This window comes from Myxosarcina sp. GI1 (assembly GCF_000756305.1).
GTDB lineage: Bacteria > Cyanobacteriota > Cyanobacteriia > Cyanobacteriales > Xenococcaceae > Myxosarcina.
Map to the genome: position 1 here is coordinate 33013 of NZ_JRFE01000023.1, position 21781 is coordinate 54793.

Below are 21781 nucleotides of genomic sequence, written 5' to 3' on the forward strand. Positions count from 1 at the left end.
ACTTTCTACTTCCTACTCAAACAATAACCATCGAGTCTTTAGCTTCAACTACTGGCTGTTGCCCTCTGAGTACGGAGTTACCGCTATATAGCTGCCGCTGGTCTACAGCATTGGAATTTAACCAGTCGCTTTCTTTAATTTGTCCGCTTTGACTGTATGCCGTTAGGGCATTTTGATAGCAAAMGGCGCGAATATGTTCTTCGGGAATMCCTCTTTCTGCCATCAACCAAGCCGTTTTGGGTACGGCTAAAGGATCGCTAACGCCCCAGTCAGCACTACTATCGACGATGATGCGATCGCAGCCATACTGGCGTACTACTTCGACCATTCTTTCATTACCCATTTTGGTGTTGGGATAAATGGTAAATCCCGCCCAGAAACCGCGATCTAAAACTTCTTTGCAGGTTTCTTCGTTATTGTGATCGACAATTACCCGAGATGGTTCCAAACCATGTTCGAGACAGACATCCATACTGCGAGAGGTACCCGCTTTTTTATCGCGGTGGGGGGTGTGAATCATCACGGGTAGGTTTAATTCTTTAGCTAGTTCTAGCTGAAGGCGAAAGTACTTATCTTCGGCTGGAGTCATGTCGTCATAGCCGATTTCGCCAATTGCTACTACCCCTTCTTTACAGGCATATAGAGGTAATAGTTCCATTACTGCTTCTGCTAAAGGTTCGTTATTTGCTTCTTTAGAGTTCAAACCAATAGTGCAATAGTGTTTGATGCCAAACTGACTAGCTCTAAATCTTTCCCAACCAACCAAAGAACTCATGTAGTCTTTGTAACTATCGGCACTGGTGCGGGGTTGACCCAACCAAAAAGTTGGTTCGATAACAGCAACTATTCCCGCTTTAGCCATTGCCTGATAGTCATCAGTAGTTCTGGCGGTCATGTGAATGTGAGGATCGAGAAACATCATTTTATTATTAGTCATGGTTATCAAGAATTTATTTTACTAATTAGTTTAAAATTGAGAATCTGAGAAATTAGTGGTAAATTTTTAGGAATCTGGGAAATTAGTGGTAAATTTTTAGGAATCTGGGAAATTAGTCGTGCATTTTATCAAATGCCGCTTTTAATCTAACGACTTCTTCAGGTTGAAAAGCTGCTGTCAAGTCCCAAAGTTCTGGATTTACTGTTCTTTTAGCTGCCAATCTTTCGCGAGCATAATTGAGCAGCATTTGGGATAGTTGCTGATTGTTACGTTGTTTTAAACCATAAATAGGATGCAAGGGAGTACCGACAAATAAAGCCTTGAGAATCATTTGATTCCAAGCTAAGTCGTCCAGATAGTTGGCAGGGTAAGGATTATGCAAAGCTACAGCGTTAAACACCGAAGTCATATTGGTGCGAATGCCCTCTGCCGCTCGTAATTTAAAACTATTGGGATAGGGTAGCAGAGGTAGACTTTGATATAGCGCGATCGCTTCTCCCACATCCGCCGCCGCAAAAATTTTGTCTAGAGTTTTAATATATTTATCTTCGTCTCGATTGGGAAAAGAAAGAATTAAAATAGTACGACCAACTTGGTCTAAAGTCCAGCGACTGGGATTCCAGCCAGCTTTTAAATTGTTTGCTGTTGCTAATTCTGCGTTTGTTAGTTGGAAATTAGTTTTTTCTATGTAACGAGGGACGGCACTAAAAGCAGTAAATAACTTTCTTTCTGCACCGTCTCGAATAATTTCGGCTTTTCGCTCTTTCAGCCAGGCAAAACTTTCTGGTGAAATTTGTCTTGACAGCCAATTAGTTAATAGAGTTACGCCGTTATTAGTTTCGATATCAGCCAATATGATTATGTAATAACTTTAGTGTTACTACTTAAATATAATCACACTTGCTTTAATAAACCGTAAAAATTGTATATGGTTTGTGTCAATTAAAACCAACAGCATTATGAAATTGACTCTAAGTTTTGCTTTGCAGATGAGAAGGTTTGCGCGATCGCGCTATAGGAATGTTAATGCCAAGAATAGTTTTTCGGGCAACTGTTCTTTCAACACTTCTGACTGGCGATCGATTGGCAGTGAGTCAATTTTTATCGAGCAAATAGCAAATAGACTTATGTTTTCTTAAGATTTTTATAAACTTTCGACTACTTTTCAGTACGGTTACTAACATTCATTTAAAAAATATCAAAAATATTTTGTATATCATTATACTGTATTGTCGCAGAGTAACAACTGGTGTCTTACAAGAAACCTAACTATAAACAACCAATGTCTTATTTCTACCGTTGGCGAGAGGAATATTAGTTATAGATATTGCTACGGTTGTATTTATCAAACTAGGTAATAATTCTCGATGCTATTGCTAAAGTTATCCTTTTGGAGATCGCCAGAGTCGAGTAAATAACAAAATCTCGATCTGCTTTAGCTTTTGAGCCTGGCTTGTCTGGCGCAGCGAGCTTTTAAAAAAACATAGGTAGAAAATTAAGTATGAGTATGAGACGTTTTGAAGATAAAGTTGCAATTGTAACTGGTGCGGGTACGGGTATTGGAGAAGCGATCGCTCATAAACTAGCCAAAGAAGGTGCCAAAGTAGTAGCTAATGGCTTGCCCTACGATCCTCTAGATGATGTAGTAGCTGCAATTAAAGATTATGGTGGCGAGGTAACTGGCTATTGCGGGGATGTGTCGGAAGCAGAAGAAGCTCTTAACTGCGTTAAAACAGCCATCGATAGCTACGGTAAGCTAGACATTTTAGTCAACAATGCTGGTGTTTTTTTAGCAGTAGCAGAAACCCAAGACTATCCTATAGAAGCCTTCGATCGCACGATAAGAATGAACTTGCGATCGGCTTTTTTGATGACTAAGTATGCTTTACCTCACCTGCAAAAAACCAGAGGTAATATTGTCTGTGCGGGTTCGGAAGCAGGTTATAATGGCTTGGCGCAGAACACACCTTATGGCGGTACTAAAGGCTGGATGCACTCTTTTGTGAAAGGAGTAGCAGTAGAACAAGCAAAATATGGAGTGCGGGTTAACTGTTACTGTCCTGGCGCGATCGATACTGGTTGGACGCACAAAGAGACGGGTCCTATGGACGCACAAATGGAAGAAATGTTAATTAACGCTACGCCAATGGCAAGACGGGGTACGCCAGAGGAAATGGCAAATGTCTGCGCCTTTTTAGCTTCTGATGAAGCCAGTTACGTTACGGGAGCCTTATGGCTGGCAGACGGCGGAGTTACTGTAGCCAAAGGTGCCATCGGTCAACAAACACCAGAAGAGTTACGCTCTCTTCCACAAGGAGAATTACGTTTGGATCACTCGCAAGAAGGCTTGGTTAACAAACAAACCCAAACGATTAAGTAAATATTCGACCGTTAGCAATGAGCAATGAACAATGAGCAATGAGCAATAACAGGTGTTAAATAATAAATGATAAATGTTTAATGTTCAATGAAATATCTATCGATAATAAAATACTTGCTGTCTAAAAACTTAATAGCCAAAATTTTTTTGATTAGTGCAACTTTTTGGGTTTGGAATAATTCTCTCGACAATTCCAGCCAAAACGCTATGGCTACTTCAGTTTCTACACCAGTCATCGCTTCTAGTGTGCAGTCCGAACAGTCTGAAGAACGATCCCCATCTGAGTCAAAAAATTTACCAATGCCAGTTCAAACTGCGGTTTTAGAAGCTGCTGCCAGTAGAACTAGCCGTACTGTGGCTGAGTTCCAAATTTTGGAAGCGCGACGGCGCAATTGGTCAGATGGCTGTCTGGGTATTTCTCAACCAGATGAATTATGTACCCAAGTAATTACTCCTGGCTGGCAAGTGATAGTTACCGACGGACGAAGAAATTGGGTTTATCGAACTGATGTTTTGGGCGAACGTGTTAAGTTAGCCGAAATACCGTAATAAAGAGGAAATAGCAGAAATTTGTTTAAAGTAGCAAGTGGCATATTTTCTGTATTTCTAATTATCTGCTATTTTGTTGTCTTTAAAGCATTGTCAAAAGTTCGGCAACGCCAAAACTACCAGATGTTGCTTGCTAAAAACATCTATATGAATAGAAAAATAAGTATTTTAATAGCTCTATTTATTATCTTAATTCCCTGGTTAGAAGGCTGCGATTCTACTTCTGAAATGCAAGAGTCTTTATCGCCAAACTCAAATACATCTGAAGATAAGAGCGATAACGAGACAATTACTCTCAGTCAGATTTGTAATAATAACAATGTTGGTTATCAAATTAATTATCCTCAAGGTTGGCAGACTAATCCTGGTACGGTAATATCTCCCTGTCAAATTTTCGATCCTCAATCTGCTATCGTTCCTAAAAATACCGAAAGTATTGATAAAGCAATTTACTTACGAGTAGAAGAAAACGTAACTTTCGATTTAGTAACGAAAGAAAATAAACATGAGCGGCATTTATCGCGTCAAATGACCACTATCGAAAATAGGCGAGCTATGAAGATAGAAAGTGAGTCTACTGGTAAGGCTCTGTTACCTTCAGGGACACGCACCTATAGTTACATTATCGATTTAGACAACAGCACTCTTATCGCCTTGACTTACAATCTGGCAGGCGATCGCTATCAGACAAATAAGCAAGTATTAGATCGCATGATGAAAACTATTAAGTTTGACAGCTAAAAATTATAAGATTGCGGCAAATTTTTTTACTCGCTATATCAAAGAAGATTGCCATCAATGAGTATAAGATTTATGTTCTAATTAATTATCTATAGCGATCGATAAATAAAACTATGCAATCTGGTAAAACGACCCAAATTTTAATGGCAATCATTGCTACAATTTTGGTCGTGGCGGCTCTCAAAGCAACTCGTCCGATTTCTATGCCGCTAGCATTTGCATTTTTTATTGTAGTTCTAGTGCATCCGCTACAGCGTTGGCTCGAAGGTCACTTTCCTCGCTGGTTGAGTCTAATTTTAGTCTTGTTACTTTTACTGGGAATATTGGGTATAGCTGGCGGAGCAATATCGCTGAGTGCCGAAATTATCGAACCCAAAGTTCCCGAATATCTCGATCGCCTGCAACAAATAGTAGCAACGGCAAAAACCTGGGCTAGCGATCGCGGTTTACAGCTGCCTCAATTTACTTCTCAAGCTAACGGCGCATCCAATAAGTTAGCGAGACAGGCAATTGGCGGAATCCAAACTTTTTTATCGGCACTCAGCTTGTTTGTTCTGGTAGCATCTTTACTCGTATTGCTACTAATAGAAGTCAGTCAGTATCGTCACAAGGTGCAAAAAGCATTTCCTACTGGCACTGGCGATCGCCTGATTAATGCCGTTGGCAATACCAGTGCTAAATTGCGGCGCTATCTTCTAGTTATGACCCTTACCAGTTTTCTGACGGGAGTTCTAACTAGTATTTGGTGCTTTGTTTTGGGGGTCGATCTGGCATTTGTCTGGGGCTTGATTGCTTTTGTTCTTAATTATATTCCTACCATAGGTTCGATTATTGCAGTTATTCCTCCCGTTCTAGTCGCACTTTTGTTTGATGGTGTTAGTCGCGCTATTGCTACTTTAGTAGGGTTGGCGGTACTGCAAGTTGTAATGGGCAATTTTGTCGATCCCAGAGTTCAGGGAAAAAGTTTGCAGCTATCACCGTTTATTGCTTTGGTTTCTATTGTGTTTTGGGGGTGGGTTTGGGGAATTCCTGGTGCTATATTAGGTGTCCCGATGACTATATCGATTATTTTGTTCTGTCAGGAATTTAAAGTAACTCGAGGTGTTGCTATATTTCTAGGTGAAGGCAAAAGTTAGAGATAGTTTTCAGCAAACTAACTCTAATTTTCAAAGCTGAGTTGTAAAGAAAGAGCCGATCGCACGAAGCTATTATTGAAGCTTGACTGTAACCTCTGCTATTCGCTTGCCTAAAGCTTTAGCAATTGCTAAATCCTCTGGTTTTGGTTCTAATTCTCCCTGTCCGCCAGCAATTGTCGTCGGACCATAAGGAGTTCCGCCTCGCGCCTCGTTATGAATCATGCCGTCAACTGAATAGGGAACACCCATAACAATCATGCCCAGATGTAGCAGGGGAACCATCATAGTCAGTAAGGTTGTTTCTTGACCGCCGTGAGTACTTGCAGTTGAAGTAAATACACCCGCAGGTTTACCTTCCATCTCACCATTGAGCCATAGCTTGGTCATCGAATCAAACAACTGCTTTATTTGAGCAGACATATTGCCAAAGCGAGTCGGGCTGCCAAAAACTACCCCGTTAGCCGCGCGTAGATCGTCTAGCGAACAAACGCGAATATCTTGCTGCTGTTCCCAGATCTTTTGTGCGGCATCATTACCATCAATTGCCTTCTGTTTGACCACTTCAAATTCTTCTACACGGCGCAACATAACTTCTACGTTAGAAACAGATTTTGCTCCTTCTGCCACTGCCTGCGCTAGCTGCAAAGTGTGACCGTATAAAGAATAGTAAACAACTAAAATTTTTACCGATTTTTCAACTGCCATGTCGAGAGAACGAATGTTTTTGTACGTTTTTTAACATATTTGACGTATGAGCGGTACTCTTCCCTCTAAAGATAGAAGATTCCAGGCGATCGACTTGGTTAAGTTAAAAAAAATTTTTAGCCACACCAATATTGTTATTCAATAATACTAAGCAAAGATAATGAAAATTGTAATTTTTAATGTCGAACCTTGGGAAAGACAGACTTTCGATCGCCTGAGTGAAGACGACCATCAAATCGAGTATGTCGATCGCCCTTTAACCGCTAACAATGCCCATCAATATCAGGATGCAGAAATTATTTCTACATTTATTTACTCCGATCTTCACGCTAATGTATTGAAACAATTGCCCAACTTAAAACTTATCGCTACGCGGTCGACTGGTTTTGACCATATTGACAACGAATACTGCGAACAACACGATATTAAAGTTTGTAATGTCCCTACTTATGGCGAAAACACCGTTGCCGAACACGTATTTGGACTGCTGCTAGCCATTAGTCATAAATTAATCGAGGCTAGCGAACGCACTCGTAAAGGAGATTTTTCGCTCAAAGGATTGCAGGGTTTTGACTTGCGGGGTAAAACTTTAGGAGTTATCGGTACGGGAAATATTGGTTTGTGCGTTATTGAAATTGCCAAAGGCTTTCGGATGGAAACAGTAGCTTTTGACATTAAACCCAAAGAAGAATTGGCTACCAAACTAGGTTTTCGCTATGCACCTTTAAAAGAAGTGTTAGCAACTGCCGATATTATTACCTTGCACCTTCCTGCCAATCCTAAAACCGAAAATTTTATCTCCACCGAACAATTTAACCAAATGAAAGATGGAGTTGTCTTAATTAATACTTCTCGCGGTACTATTGTCAATACCAAGGCTTTGCTACGTGCGCTAGCTGAGGAGAAAGTAGCGGCAGCGGGACTGGATGTGTTGCCAGAAGAACCAACAATGCGAGAAGAAGCAGAACTATTACGCTCGGTTTACACTCAACAGCACGACTTAGATACATTACTTGCCGACCACGTATTGTTACGTTTGAGAAATGTAATTATCACCCCCCACAGTGCTTTTAATACTCGCGAGGCAGTCCAGCGCATTGCCGATACTACCGTTTCAAACATTCAGGCTTTTGTCAAAGGACAACCTCAAGAGGTTGTTGTCGGTTAAATTATTATTGCGATCGCTTGTTTCATAGTAGAAAAAGCCAATTTTTTTTAAGGTAAAGTAGACGTTGACGAAGTATAAAGATAAATAAAGCAAAATGCCAAAGCTGGAATGGTGGCAAAATGCCATAATTTATCAAATTTGTCCCTGGAGTTTCTTTGATACTACTGGTAAGGGAATAGGAGATCTCAAGGGAATTATTGCCAAACTCGATTATGTAGCTACTTTAAGTGTTGATGCTATCTGGCTTTCGCCTATTTTTACCTCGCCAATGAAAGATTTGGGCTATGACATTACCGATATGCGTGGTGTAGATCCACTCTTTGGCAGCATGGCAGACTTCGATCTTTTGCTGGATCTCTGTCATGCTAGAGGATTGAAACTAATTTTAGACCAAGTTTGGAATCATACTTCAGATCGACATCCCTGGTTTCTTGAAAGTCGCAGCAGTCGCGATAATGCCAAAGCCAACTGGTATGTTTGGGAAGATCCTAAAGAAGATGGTTCGCCTCCCAACAATTGGCTTTCTTCTTTTTTAGGAGAAAGTGCCTGGGCATGGGATGAGCAAAGACAACAGTTTTATCTCTACAATTTTGTTAAAGAACAGCCCGATCTTAACTGGTACAATCCAGATTTAATTGAAGCAATCTTCGAGCGAGCTAAGTTTTGGTTAGATAAGGGCGTAGACGGCTTTCGCATCGATGCCCCAAACTACTTTCTGCACGATCGCGCTCTCAGAGATAATCCCCCTCGTCCCGCTGACGCGCCCTTACCCGACGGTATACCCCCAGATAACCCAATGGTACGGCAACTGTTTAAATACAATTTTTGCCGCCCTGAAACTATAGAGATTATCAAACAAATCCGTAAATTTGTCGATCGCTATCCTGGAGTTTTTACACTCGGAGAAACTACACTAGCAGAAGACTCAATTGCCCTATCGGGGGAATATGCCTTTGGTGAGGACAGGCTGCATTTAGCCTACAGTAGTGCTTTACTGGTCGATGAGCCGATTAGTGCCAAACTGATGCAGCGTATCTTAAAAAAAGTAGACCGTCACTTTACTCATGGCGGTAACTGCTGGATGGTAGGCAATCACGATTACGGACGGATGCGATCGCGCTGGACGGGAGTAGATGCTGCGGGTAATCCCTATCCTGAAGAATTTTATCATTTGTTGGCGGCATTGTTAGTTTCTCTGCCTGGAGCATTATGTCTCTATCAGGGAGACGAATTAGGTTTACCAGAAGCTCGCATTCCCGACGATATTCCCGTAGAGCGAATTAAAGATCCCTTTGGTCGGGCTTTATATCCCAATGTTAAGGGTAGAGATGGTTCTCGTACTCCCATGCCCTGGCAAAAAGAGGCTCGTAATGCAGGGTTTACTACAGCTAAAGAACCCTGGTTGCCTATCCCCCAAGCTCATTTCGATCGCGCTGTGGACGTGCAAAGTCACGACAGGCAATCGCTCCTAAATACCTGGCGACGGATGCTTCACTGGCAAAAACAGCAGCCTGCTTTGAGATTTGGCACCTGTCAAATTTTAGATACTAAAGAACCAATTTTAGGCTTAATTAGAAACTGCGAACGACAGCGAATGTTTTGTTTGTTCAATCTCAGCGAAGAAAGAGCTAAGTATCAACTGCCTGCTTGCTGTGAAAGTATTGAAGATTCGGGTTTTGCTGTAGAACGACAGGGCAATCTGGTTGAGATACCTGGTTACAGTGCCTTTTTTGGAGTTTTAGAATAATAAATAAAAGTGAATAATTGAAAGAGATCGCAACTGTAGACTAAACAGTTCGCCAAATTGCAGACAATTTTAACTTCAACTTTTAGCAAAAATAATAGCACCCAGACAACATAATCGCGTCTGGGTGAGAGTTATTATATACCAGCTTTTTATATTAGGTAGCTGGCGACTTAAATATATTTGACTAAATTATAAAATTAGATTTTTAAAATTGAAAGTGCTTTGAGATAATTAAGGCTATATTTCATTGATTCTTTATCATAAATCTACAAACGATCGCTTTGTCTATAAATATTTGCGTTTTAAAAGTTGTTTTTGTACGTAATTTAAAAACAAAGCAGAATAATTTCATTTATTTGTGGAATTTACTATTGATTTTTTTATTAAAAATAATAGCACCCAGACAACATAATCGCGTCTGGGTGAGAATTATTATATACCAGCTTTTTATATTAGATAGCTGGCGGCTTAAATATATTTGACTAAATTATAAAATTAGATTTTTAAAATTGAAAGTGGTTTCAAGTAATTAAAACTAAATTTCATTGTTTCTTTATCAGAAACCTACAAACGATCGCTTTATCTATAAATACTCGATCTGAAAAAAGCTTTGTTTGGTCGAGCAAATTAAATTTCTGTAATTTCTTTAGCTAAAATGGGTAGCCTCAATAAACCCCTTAAAAATTAGACAAATAGAGATGTCAATAGAACGTTTGCTTATTCGAGAAAATTGTTTGTTGCTAGTGTTTCATACTAAAGAAAATAGCTATCAGTATGAAATACTATTTACTAACGGCGCAACAATTGTTTCCAGACAGATTTACTATTCTGAAGTTCAAGCATACAGGAAAGGGATCGATATGATTGAGTTGGTTCTCGATCGTCAGTAGTTAGTTGTTTTAATTCACTTGCTTCATAGCCAGAGTCAAACCATCGGCAATAGGCAGCATACTAATTTTGACACGTTTATCTTGATGTAGCTGCTGGTTGAATTGTTGTAAGGCGATGGTTCGCTTATCAGTTGGGTTGCGGTCGGCGACACTTCCCGACCATAATACATTGTCGATCGCGATCGCACCACCTGGACGAATTAACTGCAAGCATCTTTCGTAATAGTTAGGATAGTTTCGCTTATCTGCATCGATAAAAGCAAAGTCAAAGCTATTCGCCTCTCCTGCTGCAATTAATTTATCGAGAGTTTCTAAAGCTGGCGCAATTCGCAAATCGATTTTATGAGAGACTTCTGCTTCTTGCCAATATTTACGAGCGATCGCAGTAGTTTTTTCATCAACATCGCAAGCAATAATTTTACCGTCGGGTGGTAACGCTAAGGCTACTGCCAGAGAACTATAGCCTGTAAACACCCCAATTTCTAAAGTTTTTTTTGCTCCCATTAACTGTACCAGCAAACTCATAAACTGTCCCTGATCGGGAGAAATTTGCATTCTATTCATTGGCAGCTTGTCTGTTTCTTGACGCAGCTTGACTAGAACTTCTGGTTCTCGCAGAGATACGGATAGTAAATATTGATATAGTTGGCTATCTAAACCTAAAATTGTTTTACCCATTAGTTAGTTATTAGTAGTTAGTGGTTAGTTGTTATTTGTTAGTAGAGGAGAAGAAACGTTAGTAGTCTTACTTCCTACTTTCTACTTTTTACTTTCTACTTCCTGCATAGTTTGGTCTAATACCATAGTTGCGATAGTGGTAATATTCTTTGATTATGCGATCGTGGTCGAAGCATAGTTTTGTCGGTATTTCCCATTGATGGAACACGCCGAGATTTTTGGCATCGTCGGCAGCTTCGGGATTTCCCGTCGCAGTAGCAATGAAAACAATAGATAGAGTATGTTTACGAGGATCGCGATCTGGGGCAGAATAAACTTGAAACTGTTCGATTAATTCTACTGTCAAACTAACTTCTTCTTGTGCCTCTCTAACGGCAGTAGTTTCGGCTGACTCGCCATAGTCGATAAATCCTCCAGGAATTGCCCAACCGTAAGGAGAATTAAGTCTTTCAATCAGCACAATTGGTCTTGAAGGGCGATCGATTAATTCGATAATTATATCTACAGTCGGTGCGGGATTACGATGAGCCATATTTAGTTAATAATATTCAATTCAATTAGTTTCGGCTGTCGGACAATTTTATCTAATGAAAATTTCAACCAGGCAACTTTACCATGTTTGTTTGCGTCTGGGAATCTATAATATTGGCGATTAAATTTTGTAAAATGAGGAAATATTTAACTGCTAAGTTGTTAAAAGTTACCGAACCTAACTTGCTTCCTAAGAAAGCAGCGATCGCACCACGTTTATTTATTTCTCTCATTGCTTTTATTGCTATTTATAGTGCGCCGATTTTTAATCCACCACATCCTTTATTTAGATCGCTCTTCTTAAAAGACAATTTAGCTGTTGTGAATAACGCTTTAAATAATGTCGAGTTAATCAAATTACCCACGCCACCTTTTGAACGAGATTCGCCAGGAGAAGTTAATGTTAGATACAGTCCTGTAAATCTCAATGTCGTATCGGTAGAGGGTAACAATATTACTGACGATCTCGCCTGGTTTGCTAATAATAATTTATCTTTACCTACTTACCAAGTACCAAATCCAAATCGAAATATAGCTGGCAATCTTCCTGACTATATTCCTCAAACTTTTAACGACAATGTTTTAGTGAAAGCCATTCGCTATCCAACTAAAGAATACCTAATTTATGGCAATAACTATGGCGACGGTAAATATCTATTTATTTACGATTTAAAAAAACGACAATTTACGGCAGGTTACGACTTCGGCAATTATCTCTTACCCCCAGATTATCCTGTAAGCGATGGCGATTTTATCGACCAAAGTTTGACTTGGATAGTACCAGAAGATAATATTCTTTATGTTTCTCATCGCCATCGTACATATGCCGAATCTTCTCAGGGAATGAATGGCTATTTAACGGCGATCGATCTTAATACCAACAACATACTCTGGCGCAGCAAACCTTTAGTGTGTAATGCCGAAAACTTTGTCATTATCGATCGCGTTATTATCTGTGGCTATGGTTTTACTGCCGAACCAGATTATTTGTATTTAATTGACAAACAAAATGGCGAAATTTTGCAGCAGATAAATGTTAAAACCGCTCCCGATTATATTATTCCCAAAGACAATAAGTTATTCGTTCGTACTTACGATACAAATTATGTATTTGAAATTCAGCAGAAATAATAACTCTCTATATTTAGCGATTGCCTTATAATGTTTTCATAAAATCTTCAATATCGTTAATAGTTACACTCCATTCTGATATTTTATTTCCTTCTTCGTCTATTATTTCTCTTTCTGAAAGGCAATCGTATACATGACCTTCATCAAAAAGTCTATTAAATTCTTTAAGAAAAAGTATTTGATTTTGTATTAAATTTGACTATATATTCAATTCTTTGTTTCTACTGACATGAATAATCAAATTAGTCAAAAACTTAATACTCGTTTGGCAACATTAGCATATTTTAAAAGAGCGATCGCGCCTTTGTGTAACGAACAAGCAGAATTACAAGTTAATTAATATTTTAAAAACAGCTTTTTACTTATTACTTTAAATTAAGTAATATCAGGTTTTGAAATTTGCTGAAAACTTAGTGTCAAGTCAAAAATCAAAAGTTGAGAGTGCAAAATGTGCCATTAGGCAAAACGGACGGCAGACGTTGGAGCGTTTCGGCTACGAACTACACGTCTGCTTCGGAGACACCTTCTGAAATTGTGACTTGAGGCAAACTCAAGATAACCTCGCGGTTGAAAGCAAGATAAAAAAGACACTTAGACATTAATTTCAATAATCGATAATAACTAATATGTCTAGCTACTTTTAAAGATTTAATTTATATCATAATTCAATGTAACTAAAACATCATGAAACTCTTTATTAAGTATTTCAATGGTTTCTGACTTCAATTTTCGACGATGATCGCCAGGTAATACTTGACGCTTATGAGAGTAAATGTTTTCCTGAGAAACATCAAAATTAGCTTCTTGAATAAGATTACTAATAGTTTCTGGATCTGCTTTAAAAGGTAAAAACTCTACCACTGCATCCATCCAGTTATGAAAGTCACAAACCATCGATTCATATGTCAAAAATTTTACATTCGATCGCCCTACTAATGTTTCAATATAAGCTCTATATTTTTTTGATAGCTCGCCAGCTTTTTGTAAAACATAGTCATCGATATTGTTGGTCTTAATCATTTGTCGTTTTTTTAAAAAGTTTTCTTTTAACTTTTCATTAACTGGCATGGAATGACTAAAGCCAAAAGAAAAATATTGTGAAGTAAGAACATCTCTAGGATCTCGTAAGACAAGTAAAATTTTATAGTTTTCTAAATTAGGAATAAAATCCAAAAATTTACCATATCTCAAAGGACAATAAAAATAACCATGAGGAACAAAGGCATTGGAGATCTTGGCGCGCTCATGCTCCTTCGCATCCCAGATTGAAATATTGAGTTTGTTAAGATGCGTTTCTAAATCGATTGTTGTTACTTGAGTGTTTGCTGTAATTCTTTTCATAACTTCACCCAAATACACAGAAGCGCACTTTGGAGAAGTAAATAACAAAGTACTTTGAACCTCGCTATTTTTTTTCTTTAAGTTAAAATCTATAAGGCTAATTTCCCGATAATGTTTCTTAATATACGAGTATTCATGATATGTGTCTTTAAGGACGGGAATTCTTGCAATTGAATTAATAACTTTTTTCTTAAGTTCCATGACCGCAAAAGTCTACAAATCTGCTCCAAGATATCTTATGTTAAAAAGATTGTCACTAAAAACATATCAAGGCTGATGGCAACTCATATTTTTTTATACACAGTACTTACGCAAATATGCGATACATACATACTAGAAGACAAGCATTTAACTTTATCTTAAGTTACAAGTAATATTTAGAGTCAGAGCGATCGCACCTTCATAATGTGGGCAAGCAGTTTCGGGGGTAAAAATTATTCGTTATGTTCTAGAAATTGGACAATGCCCACACTACTTCTGTACGGACGTTACATGTAACGTTTCTTCTACCTGCTACTTTTTAGTAAGCTTTATAGATGGTGTAAGAAAAAAAAGATATATGGCAACCATCAACGACAACTATCTCAAACTGAAAGCAGGGTACTTATTTCCTGAAATTGCCAGACGAGTCAACGAATTTGTTAAAGATAATCCCGATGCTTCAATTATTAAGCTGGGTATTGGCGATGTTACCGAACCTTTACCCGAAGCCTGTTGTGAGGCGATAATTAAAGCTACACACGACATGAGCGATCGCGCTACTTTTCACGGCTATGGACCCGAACAGGGTGTGCGACTCGTTTAGTGCGAAAGTACTATTTATAGTATATAAGCACTAGCATGGTATGACTAAATGTTAAGTATTTAATAATTCTTAACAGGTCAAATAAAACGCTATTTATTACGTTTTTGAACCATGACAACTAAATACTTCGTATAGGTGAGATGTCCCATATTTATATGGTCGCTAAATACCAATAAAAGCATAATCATCAAGTCCTATCTCTCAGGTGTTGGAGATGAAAGCATAACCCCTACGGTAGAGAATGGTCATCAATCCGTAAAGCGGGGTTAAACGGGGCTATGACTGGTAGTCTGAACTAGTTACCCTCTAGCAAGAATCCTATGGATAGAGCGTTCGCTCGAAGTACCAGAACCATCGTCACGGGTACACGGCTAAATCAGTACTGATAAGCCATAGCCAAAAGGCGACATTGCAAATTGTTAGTTATATGTACCTTGCATATAACTCAATACCAACAAGCAATCGGTGGAAAGGTTAAAGTCCCAAGCATCGTGACTTCTAAACAGCCAAATCATGACTGATAGGCTGTAAACAAAAATGTTAAACCTACAAAAAATTACTTTGATACTCGAGTATATCAAAGTCAACACCAATAGTAGGCGGTGTAAAGACACATCCTAAAGGTTCATACCAACGAAGTATTTGGAACGAGGAAACCCTTCTTACAACTCTCAAGGAAAGGTCGAACCCCTTGAGTAGTCAACCAAGACGCAATATCTCGGATTTATGAGGTTGTAGAAGGAGTAGGATTCGGCAAGAAGCAAATGCCCTAACTCGATTCAACGAGTAATGCTAGTGATAGATGGTGTAATGCCAGGGATACGCCCACGTGCCGACTTTAATTAGGTAGGAAAAGAACTAGTAGCAATAAATATGTCTAATACACATCCAATACCCAAATTGAATAGTGTGGAATGGAACGAGATTAACTGGCGTAAAGTCGAAAAATCGGTGTTCAAGTTGCAAAAGCGCATTTTCCAAGCCAGCAAAACTGACAATGTTAGAAAGTTAAGACGGTTACAAAAAACCCTTCTAAACTCTTACTATGCCAAACTATTAGCGGTCAGACGAATTACCCAAGATAACAGTGGCAAGAAGACAGCAGGTGTTGACGGAGTAAAATCAATAACCCCCAAGCAACGCCTCAACCTTGTCCAATCAATGAAGTTGAGCAAAAAATCCAAATCGGTCAGACGAGTATGGATTCCTAAAGCCAACGGAAAAGAACGACCTCTTGGAATCCCAGTAATGCACGATAGAGCAGTCCAAGCTCTAGTTAAGGCAGCACTAGAACCAGAATGGGAGGCAAAATTCGAGCCAAATAGCTACGGATTCCGACCAGGAAAAAGCTGCCATGATGCTATTCAAAGCATCTTCAACCAAATTAGGTATAAAACTAAATTTGTACTAGATGCCGATATTAGTAAGTGCTTTGACCGCATAAATCACACCAAACTTCTAAAAAAGGTAAACACCTTTCCAAAAATAAGAGGACAAATTAGGGCATGGCTAAAAGCGGGAATTCTAGACAACGGGAAAATTATATTCCCTGAAACTGGAAGCCCCCAAGGTGGAGTTATTAGCCCACTATTAGCCAACATCGCCTTACACGGAATGGAACAAGAAGTAAAAGAATACGCCGCTACTTGGAAGGGGAACAAACGGGATAATATGGATTCCTTATCCCTTATCAGATACGCGGATGATTTTCTGATACTGCACAAAGACCTGAACGTAGTCCAGACTTGCAGAAGGATATTAGAAGAATGGCTGTCCGACATCGGATTAGAACTAAACCAAGAAAAAACCAAAATTAAGCATACTCTTAACGAATATGAGAGAGAAAAACCAGGGTTCGATTTCTTAGGGTTCAACATCAGACAATACCCAGTTGGTAAACACCAATCAGGTAAGGACACAACAGGCAAAAAGTTAGGATTCAAAACGATAATCAAACCATCAAAAGAAAAAGTCACCAAACACTACCGCAAACTAGCAGATATAGTGGATGCCCATAAAGCTTCTCCACAACACGTACTAATTTTAAAATTAGCCCCTATTATTAGAGGATGGTGTAACTACTACAAAACGGTATGTTCCAAAGACATTTTCGCCAAAGTATACAGTTTATTATTCCGTAAACTACTAAGATGGGGAATTCGCAGACATCCTAACAAACCAAAGAGCTACAGCATAAATAAATACTGGACTAGTAATAAATTGGACAACTGGACATTCGGATGCAGCAAGGAAGGAATTAAATACGTTCTCCCTCAGCATCGAAATACAGCTATTACTCGTTATACAAAAGTCAAAGGTGATGCTAGCCCCTACGATGGAAACTCAACGTATTGGGCAACGAGAATGGGTAAACACCCAGAAATCAAAGCCTCACTAGCAAGACTACTTAAAAAGCAAAAGGGTAAATGCAACCACTGTGGATTAACTTTCAAACCTGAAGATAGAATCGAACGCGACCATATTACCGCCACTAAAGCTGGTGGTAAAAATATAATCGATAATATACAGGTATTACACAAACACTGTCACGATGTGAAGACTAAAAAGGATTTACAGGCAATTAAACGTCATAAAATCCGCAAAGGATGGAACAAAGTCTATAAACAATTTCAAGAACAATTTGACAAGACAGATTGGATTTGGAGTGAAGACTTACCTACCTTAGTCTGAATGGTACACATAACAAGTGCCTAATTAGAGAGGAGCCGTATGAGATGAAAATCTCACGTACGGTTCTGAAGACGAGTCGCTTCGGTGACGAAGTGGCTTAGTTTAACTATGTGTGGTTGCGAGACAAAATTGCCCAACACGATTTTCAAGCGCGGGGTTGCGAGATAAATCCAGCAGAAATCTTTATCTCTGACGGTTCTAAATGCGACTGTGGTAACATTCTCGATATTTTTGGCAAAGATAATACTATTGCCGTAACCGACCCCGTATATCCCGTGTATGTCGATACCAACGTCATGGCGGGGCATACAGGAGAAGTAAACGATAAGGGTGAATATGAAGGTTTAGTCTATCTACCTATTACTGCCGAAAATAACTTTACAGCAGAAATACCCAACCGCAAGGTAGATTTAATCTATCTTTGTTTTCCCAATAACCCCACTGGAGCGACGGCTACTAAAGAACATTTGCAAGCCTGGGTAGATTATGCCAGAGAACACGGCTCTTTAATTTTGTTCGATGCGGCTTACGAAGCCTTTATCACCGATCCCAATTTGCCTCATTCAATTTATGAACTAGAAGGTGCTAAAGATTGCGCGATTGAATTTCGCTCTTTTTCTAAAAATGCTGGATTTACAGGTACGCGCTGTGCTTTGACAGTCGTTCCTACCGAACTAACTGGTAAAGCTAGCGATGGTTCTGATGTCAAACTGTGGCAATTGTGGAATCGCCGTCAAGCTACTAAGTTTAACGGTGTATCTTACATCATTCAGCGTGGTGCGGAAGCAGTTTATTCGGAAGCAGGTCAAAAACAGACTAAAGAATTAGTTCAGTTCTATTTGGAAAATGCCAAAATTATTCGCGAACAGCTAACCGCAGCAGGAATTAAAGTTTATGGCGGGACTAATGCACCTTATGTATGGGTAAAAACTCCCAACGAACTTTCTAGCTGGGACTTCTTTGACAAGCTGTTACACACCTGTAATGTTGTCGGTACTCCAGGTTCTGGTTTTGGTGCTGCTGGTGAAGGATATTTTCGGATTTCTGCTTTCAATAGTCGTGACAATGTCAATGAGGCAATGAAGCGAATTACCAAAAACTTTAAGGTTTAATTCTGGCTAACAGTAGCGATCGCCAACTATTTTAGCGCGATCGCTCCTAGTTGTTATCTAAGCTAGAGAGTCGCCTCTCTAACTCGACTACAGAACGCAGCATGAGAGTTTCCCCTCACTGCGCTCCTCAATGAGATGATTCTTGTCATGAATACTTCTGTTTCTGCCATTCAAGGTAATCTTGTCGGCTTTTATTGTCGTGGCAATGTCGATGTAGTAGTTGAAGGTTTTTGTATGTGTCTTTCCCACCCAAGCTTATCGGTTTGATATGGTCTACCTCTAAGATGTCTTGGTTTGTGAATGACAGTTTACATATCGTGCATTTTGCCTTTTGCCTCTTGAGTAAGATTCTTACTCTGATAGGGGTTTCAGGGTATGCGCTTAACCTTTGACTCCAATATACAAAATCCCCATCGTAAGGAGATTTTACTCCTCTTACTTTGATATGTCGGATTATTTTAGTGTCCGAGTGATTTATCAATTTATAGGTGATTTTGCCTTCGTGGGTGTTGGAGAATATCCAATTACGGTTATCAATAGGTTTCCAATATTTATTCTTCACCCATTTTTTTCCTTTATTTGGATGTCTTCTCTTAGCCCATCTTCTGAGTTTTTGATATGTTAGGTGGTCTAAAAGTTTAAATGTTTCACTACTAATAACGCCTTTGTAGTAATTACACCATCCTCTAATGATTGGGTTTAGTAATCCGATTATTTTATCGGGTTTAGAAGCTCGATGTTTATCGATAACCTCTTCAATCTTTACTAGATGGTTTTTAATACTATTTTTAGATGGTGTTATTCTTGTCTTGAAACCCAGAGGTATTTTGTGTCCATTCACTCCTGATTTATATTTTCCAACTTTGTATTGTTGGATGTGGAAGCCGAGGAACTCAAATCCTATGTTTCCTTTATGTTCTTCAAGAGTGTGACTTATTCGAGTTTTTTCTGGTTTAAGTTCTAGTCCCATATCTTTTAGCCATGTTTCTATTAGAGACTTACAACGTTCTATGACTTCTATTTCCTTGTGAAGGACTACAAAATCATCGGCATAGCGGATGATATTTGGTGTTGGGCTATCCCATCGCTTACCGTCTTTACGACCTTGTCTACGTGGGAACGACTTTTTAATCAAGTCTTCCAGACCGTGTAAAGCGATATTGGCGAGTAATGGGGAAATAGAGTAGGCACAAAGCGCACTTTCCAATCTTGCGATTGATGTGTTTCTTCATACCTCTCTCCAAACCGTACGTGACAATTTCTCGTCATACGGCTTTCCATCATTGTTACCTCCGACCAAACGAGGGTGTTAAGGCATGACAAGAGCGACATAGTAGCTGAAGATTATCTTCAGTGTCTTTACCCTTGCTTTTGCGCGGTATGATGTGGTGCAGGTCTAGTTTTCCTAGTGCGCCACAACATTCGCATTTTGCGCCCCTCTCAGCTTTAATTTTCTCTTTGAGTTCGCGCCATGTGACGTTCTCGGCATTTCCCATCCAGATTATTTGGGATAAAGGTATTTCTGGCTGTGCTGCTGATAATGTTCCAAACCCTTCTAAATAAGGGTTTTCTGGTGAACGAGAACGGTATTTCTTTAGGGGTAAATCGCTCATCCTATAAAGAAAAAGGTGATTATCCCCGTTGAGTACACCAAAGTTCCATCTCTTCCCGTTCTCACGGAGTTTGAATCTATCTAGTACTTTTCGTTTGGATACTTTATGCCGTTTACTTAACCAGAGAAACAGCCTTTCGTTAACCCAGAAGTCTAGATCTTTGGCTAATTTCTTGGTGTTAGTATGGCGATAGTAATTAATCCATCCTCTGAGTACTGCGTTTAAAGCTGAGATTTTGAGCAATGGTGAATCTTGAAACCACTTGCGTCGCGTCATCTCTTTAATCTTGAGCTTCAACTTTTTAATGTTTTCCTGGGCTGGAGTGACCAGCATTTTAGGTCGGTCATTAGATTTTACGTATCTTTGAACGTGAAAACCTAAAAAGTCAAAACCTTGATTTACATGAGTTATGTGCGTTTTTTCTGGTGAAAGTTCGAGCTTTAGTTCTTTCCAGAGGAAGGCTTGAAACTCTTCTTTTAGCCTGATGGCTTCTGCTTTCCCACCGTTGGTAAGTAGTAGCCAATCATCAGCATATCGAATCAGCGCACAGTTTCCCATGTGGTTTATTCGACGACGTTCTTTCTGTTTGCGGTGAAGATTGCCGTATTTGTTCCACCAGTAGAGGTCTAGCTGATGTAAGTAGATGTTCGCCAAAATTGGCGAGCAGATTGCACCCTGCGGTGTTCCCGTTTCGGTGCGTTTGAACAAACAACCTTCCATAATTCCCGCTTCAAGAAATCGTTCTATTAGTTTTAAGAACTTTTCATCAGAGATTCTTTGAGCCAGCAGTTTTATCAATATTTGATGGTGAATGCTGTCAAATGCTCCTTTGATATCCCCTTCGATAACCCAATAGTATTTGTTGCGTCGGTTGATGTAGCTATCTAATCGGGCGATACAGTCCTGTGTTCTGCGTCCTGGTCGAAAACCGTTGGAGCAGTTCAAGAAGTCGCTTTCATAAATAGGTTCTAACACCATTTTGACAAGCATTTGTACTACTCGGTCTTTGATTGTAGGAATACCCAATGGGCGAGTTTTACCGTTAGACTTAGGAATGTATATTCGACGAACGGGCATTGGGCGGAACTGTTTTTGACGCAGTTCGCTTTCAAGCTCTTTCACAAATTTAGACTTTGCTACCTCTGATTCTAGAGCCTTTTTGCTTATTCCATCGACTCCTGGTGTCTTAGACCCTTTATTTGAGAGAATTGTCTTTAGGACATCGGCAATCCAATCTCGACGGCAAATGAGCCGATAGAGATGGTCAAATTGATGTTCCTTCTGGAACTTTGCTTTTATGGCGAGACTACGTTGGGTTTTGATGATATCGGACATACTTCTTAGTCCTCTCTACTTCCTATGTGTATCTCTAACAATGACTGCCATCCTTCGCCATGTACCAGACTATTTTCTGGCTCGGACTACTACGATGGCTCTGCCACGCAATAACTACTTCAGTTGCAGTTAACCCAGTCTGTGACCAGACCAGCTATTGCGCTTCCTACGTTCATACTTCGGTAAGTGGTTACATTTAACCGTGGGCTTCTTCTTTACTCCGTAAGGATACAGACCTAGTATCCCCGACATCAGTTGATAATTTGTACCCTTATAATTAGAGCAATTTGA

19 protein-coding genes and 2 pseudogenes are annotated in these 21781 nt (G+C 39.4%); 12 read left to right on the forward strand and 9 right to left on the reverse strand.

The window, feature by feature from the left end; translation table 11 throughout:
• Positions 1 to 16 precede the first annotated feature (16 nt).
• Positions 17 to 922, reverse strand: coding sequence for a TatD family hydrolase (locus KV40_RS16955; RefSeq protein WP_036484195.1), 906 nt, complete (start codon positions 920 to 922; stop codon positions 17 to 19).
• Between the two features lie 127 nt (positions 923 to 1049).
• On the reverse strand, positions 1050 to 1790 hold the full coding sequence (locus KV40_RS16960; protein ID WP_036483992.1) for an EboA family metabolite traffic protein: 741 nt from the start codon (positions 1788 to 1790) through the stop codon (positions 1050 to 1052).
• Positions 1791 to 1896: 106 nt separating this feature from the next.
• Between KV40_RS16960 and KV40_RS35000 the strand changes: the two genes are divergently transcribed.
• The 5 genes from KV40_RS35000 to KV40_RS16980 all read left to right on the forward strand — a co-directional run bounded on the left by KV40_RS35000 (position 1897) and on the right by KV40_RS16980 (position 5743).
• Positions 1897 to 2076 (forward strand): hypothetical protein, encoded by a 180-nt coding sequence (locus KV40_RS35000; RefSeq protein WP_156114061.1) that lies wholly within the window; start codon positions 1897 to 1899, stop codon positions 2074 to 2076.
• Between the two features lie 368 nt (positions 2077 to 2444).
• A complete protein-coding gene (locus KV40_RS16965; RefSeq protein WP_036483995.1) occupies positions 2445 to 3317 on the forward strand; it encodes an SDR family oxidoreductase in 873 nt (290 codons plus the stop codon).
• A gap of 147 nt (positions 3318 to 3464) precedes the next feature.
• The gene (locus KV40_RS34190) at positions 3465 to 3866 is read left to right on the forward strand and encodes a hypothetical protein (RefSeq protein WP_156114062.1); all 402 of its coding nucleotides are present in this window, start codon (positions 3465 to 3467) and stop codon (positions 3864 to 3866) included.
• A 147-nt stretch (positions 3867 to 4013) separates the two neighbouring features.
• Positions 4014 to 4607 (forward strand): hypothetical protein, encoded by a 594-nt coding sequence (locus tag KV40_RS16975; protein WP_036484199.1) that lies wholly within the window; start codon positions 4014 to 4016, stop codon positions 4605 to 4607.
• A gap of 113 nt (positions 4608 to 4720) precedes the next feature.
• Positions 4721 to 5743: an AI-2E family transporter gene (locus KV40_RS16980; RefSeq protein WP_036483999.1), complete on the forward strand. Its 1023-nt coding sequence runs from the start codon at positions 4721 to 4723 to the stop codon at positions 5741 to 5743.
• A gap of 72 nt (positions 5744 to 5815) precedes the next feature.
• Here the strand turns inward: KV40_RS16980 and wrbA are convergent, their stop codons facing one another.
• Positions 5816 to 6448, reverse strand: coding sequence for an NAD(P)H:quinone oxidoreductase (gene wrbA / locus KV40_RS16985; RefSeq protein WP_036484002.1), 633 nt, complete (start codon positions 6446 to 6448; stop codon positions 5816 to 5818).
• Between the two features lie 160 nt (positions 6449 to 6608).
• Between wrbA and KV40_RS16990 the strand changes: the two genes are divergently transcribed.
• The 3 genes from KV40_RS16990 (at position 6609) to KV40_RS17000 (ending at position 10253) form a co-directional block, all read left to right on the forward strand.
• Positions 6609 to 7616 carry a hydroxyacid dehydrogenase gene (locus tag KV40_RS16990; protein WP_036484004.1) on the forward strand — a complete coding sequence of 336 codons (1008 nt, stop codon included), beginning with the start codon at positions 6609 to 6611 and terminating at the stop codon, positions 7614 to 7616.
• Between the two features lie 94 nt (positions 7617 to 7710).
• Positions 7711 to 9363: an alpha-amylase family glycosyl hydrolase gene (locus KV40_RS16995; RefSeq protein WP_036484006.1), complete on the forward strand. Its 1653-nt coding sequence runs from the start codon at positions 7711 to 7713 to the stop codon at positions 9361 to 9363.
• 698 nt (positions 9364 to 10061) lie between these two features.
• On the forward strand, positions 10062 to 10253 hold the full coding sequence (locus tag KV40_RS17000) for a hypothetical protein (RefSeq protein WP_036484008.1): 192 nt from the start codon (positions 10062 to 10064) through the stop codon (positions 10251 to 10253).
• 9 nt (positions 10254 to 10262) lie between these two features.
• Here KV40_RS17000 and KV40_RS17005 read toward each other — a convergent pair whose 3' ends face one another.
• Together KV40_RS17005 and KV40_RS17010 are read right to left on the reverse strand one after the other, a co-directional pair.
• A complete protein-coding gene (locus KV40_RS17005) occupies positions 10263 to 10931 on the reverse strand; it encodes a class I SAM-dependent methyltransferase (RefSeq protein ID WP_036484009.1) in 669 nt (222 codons plus the stop codon).
• An 88-nt stretch (positions 10932 to 11019) separates the two neighbouring features.
• Positions 11020 to 11463: an NUDIX hydrolase gene (locus KV40_RS17010; protein ID WP_036484012.1), complete on the reverse strand. Its 444-nt coding sequence runs from the start codon at positions 11461 to 11463 to the stop codon at positions 11020 to 11022.
• A gap of 134 nt (positions 11464 to 11597) precedes the next feature.
• On the opposite strand from KV40_RS17010, the gene KV40_RS17015 reads away from it, so the two are divergent.
• Positions 11598 to 12593, forward strand: coding sequence for a hypothetical protein (locus tag KV40_RS17015; protein ID WP_036484013.1), 996 nt, complete (start codon positions 11598 to 11600; stop codon positions 12591 to 12593).
• Between the two features lie 25 nt (positions 12594 to 12618).
• Here the strand turns inward: KV40_RS17015 and KV40_RS37340 are convergent, their stop codons facing one another.
• Together KV40_RS37340 and KV40_RS17020 are read right to left on the reverse strand one after the other, a co-directional pair.
• Positions 12619 to 12783 (reverse strand): hypothetical protein, encoded by a 165-nt coding sequence (locus KV40_RS37340; RefSeq protein WP_172657305.1) that lies wholly within the window; start codon positions 12781 to 12783, stop codon positions 12619 to 12621.
• Between the two features lie 458 nt (positions 12784 to 13241).
• Positions 13242 to 14135: a sulfotransferase domain-containing protein gene (locus KV40_RS17020; protein ID WP_036484016.1), complete on the reverse strand. Its 894-nt coding sequence runs from the start codon at positions 14133 to 14135 to the stop codon at positions 13242 to 13244.
• 358 nt (positions 14136 to 14493) lie between these two features.
• Between KV40_RS17020 and KV40_RS17025 the strand changes: the two are divergent.
• The 3 genes and pseudogenes from KV40_RS17025 to KV40_RS17035 form a co-directional block, all read left to right on the forward strand.
• Positions 14494 to 14724 (forward strand): annotated as a pseudogene (locus tag KV40_RS17025) (LL-diaminopimelate aminotransferase); the annotation flags it as partial.
• An 888-nt stretch (positions 14725 to 15612) separates the two neighbouring features.
• The gene (gene ltrA / locus KV40_RS17030; RefSeq protein WP_172657302.1) at positions 15613 to 17430 is read left to right on the forward strand and encodes a group II intron reverse transcriptase/maturase; all 1818 of its coding nucleotides are present in this window, start codon (positions 15613 to 15615) and stop codon (positions 17428 to 17430) included.
• A gap of 107 nt (positions 17431 to 17537) precedes the next feature.
• A pseudogene (locus KV40_RS17035) lies at positions 17538 to 18542 on the forward strand (LL-diaminopimelate aminotransferase); the annotation flags it as partial.
• Positions 18543 to 18687: 145 nt separating this feature from the next.
• Here KV40_RS17035 and KV40_RS17040 read toward each other — a convergent pair.
• Both KV40_RS17040 and ltrA (KV40_RS17045) read right to left on the reverse strand, forming a co-directional pair.
• A complete protein-coding gene (locus KV40_RS17040) occupies positions 18688 to 19749 on the reverse strand; it encodes a group II intron maturase-specific domain-containing protein (RefSeq protein WP_052055713.1) in 1062 nt (353 codons plus the stop codon).
• A 79-nt stretch (positions 19750 to 19828) separates the two neighbouring features.
• Positions 19829 to 21490 carry a group II intron reverse transcriptase/maturase gene (gene ltrA / locus KV40_RS17045; RefSeq protein WP_036476559.1) on the reverse strand — a complete coding sequence of 554 codons (1662 nt, stop codon included), beginning with the start codon at positions 21488 to 21490 and terminating at the stop codon, positions 19829 to 19831.
• Positions 21491 to 21781: the final 291 nt, after the last annotated feature.

Coding starts and splice junctions, on each gene's coding strand:
- KV40_RS35000 (WP_156114061.1), top strand. CDS start 1,897: ATGAAATTGACTCTAAGTTTTGCTTTGCAGATGAGAAGGTTTGCGCGA.
- KV40_RS16965 (WP_036483995.1), top strand. CDS start 2,445: ATGAGACGTTTTGAAGATAAAGTTGCAATTGTAACTGGTGCGGGTACG.
- KV40_RS16975 (WP_036484199.1), top strand. CDS start 4,014: ATGAATAGAAAAATAAGTATTTTAATAGCTCTATTTATTATCTTAATT.
- KV40_RS16980 (WP_036483999.1), top strand. CDS start 4,721: ATGCAATCTGGTAAAACGACCCAAATTTTAATGGCAATCATTGCTACA.
- wrbA (WP_036484002.1), bottom strand. CDS start 6,448: ATGGCAGTTGAAAAATCGGTAAAAATTTTAGTTGTTTACTATTCTTTA.
- KV40_RS16990 (WP_036484004.1), top strand. CDS start 6,609: ATGAAAATTGTAATTTTTAATGTCGAACCTTGGGAAAGACAGACTTTC.
- KV40_RS16995 (WP_036484006.1), top strand. CDS start 7,711: ATGCCAAAGCTGGAATGGTGGCAAAATGCCATAATTTATCAAATTTGT.
- KV40_RS17000 (WP_036484008.1), top strand. CDS start 10,062: ATGTCAATAGAACGTTTGCTTATTCGAGAAAATTGTTTGTTGCTAGTG.
- KV40_RS17005 (WP_036484009.1), bottom strand. CDS start 10,931: ATGGGTAAAACAATTTTAGGTTTAGATAGCCAACTATATCAATATTTA.
- KV40_RS17010 (WP_036484012.1), bottom strand. CDS start 11,463: ATGGCTCATCGTAATCCCGCACCGACTGTAGATATAATTATCGAATTA.
- KV40_RS17015 (WP_036484013.1), top strand. CDS start 11,598: ATGAGGAAATATTTAACTGCTAAGTTGTTAAAAGTTACCGAACCTAAC.
- KV40_RS17020 (WP_036484016.1), bottom strand. CDS start 14,135: ATGGAACTTAAGAAAAAAGTTATTAATTCAATTGCAAGAATTCCCGTC.
- ltrA (WP_172657302.1), top strand. CDS start 15,613: ATGTCTAATACACATCCAATACCCAAATTGAATAGTGTGGAATGGAAC.
- ltrA (WP_036476559.1), bottom strand. CDS start 21,490: ATGTCCGATATCATCAAAACCCAACGTAGTCTCGCCATAAAAGCAAAG.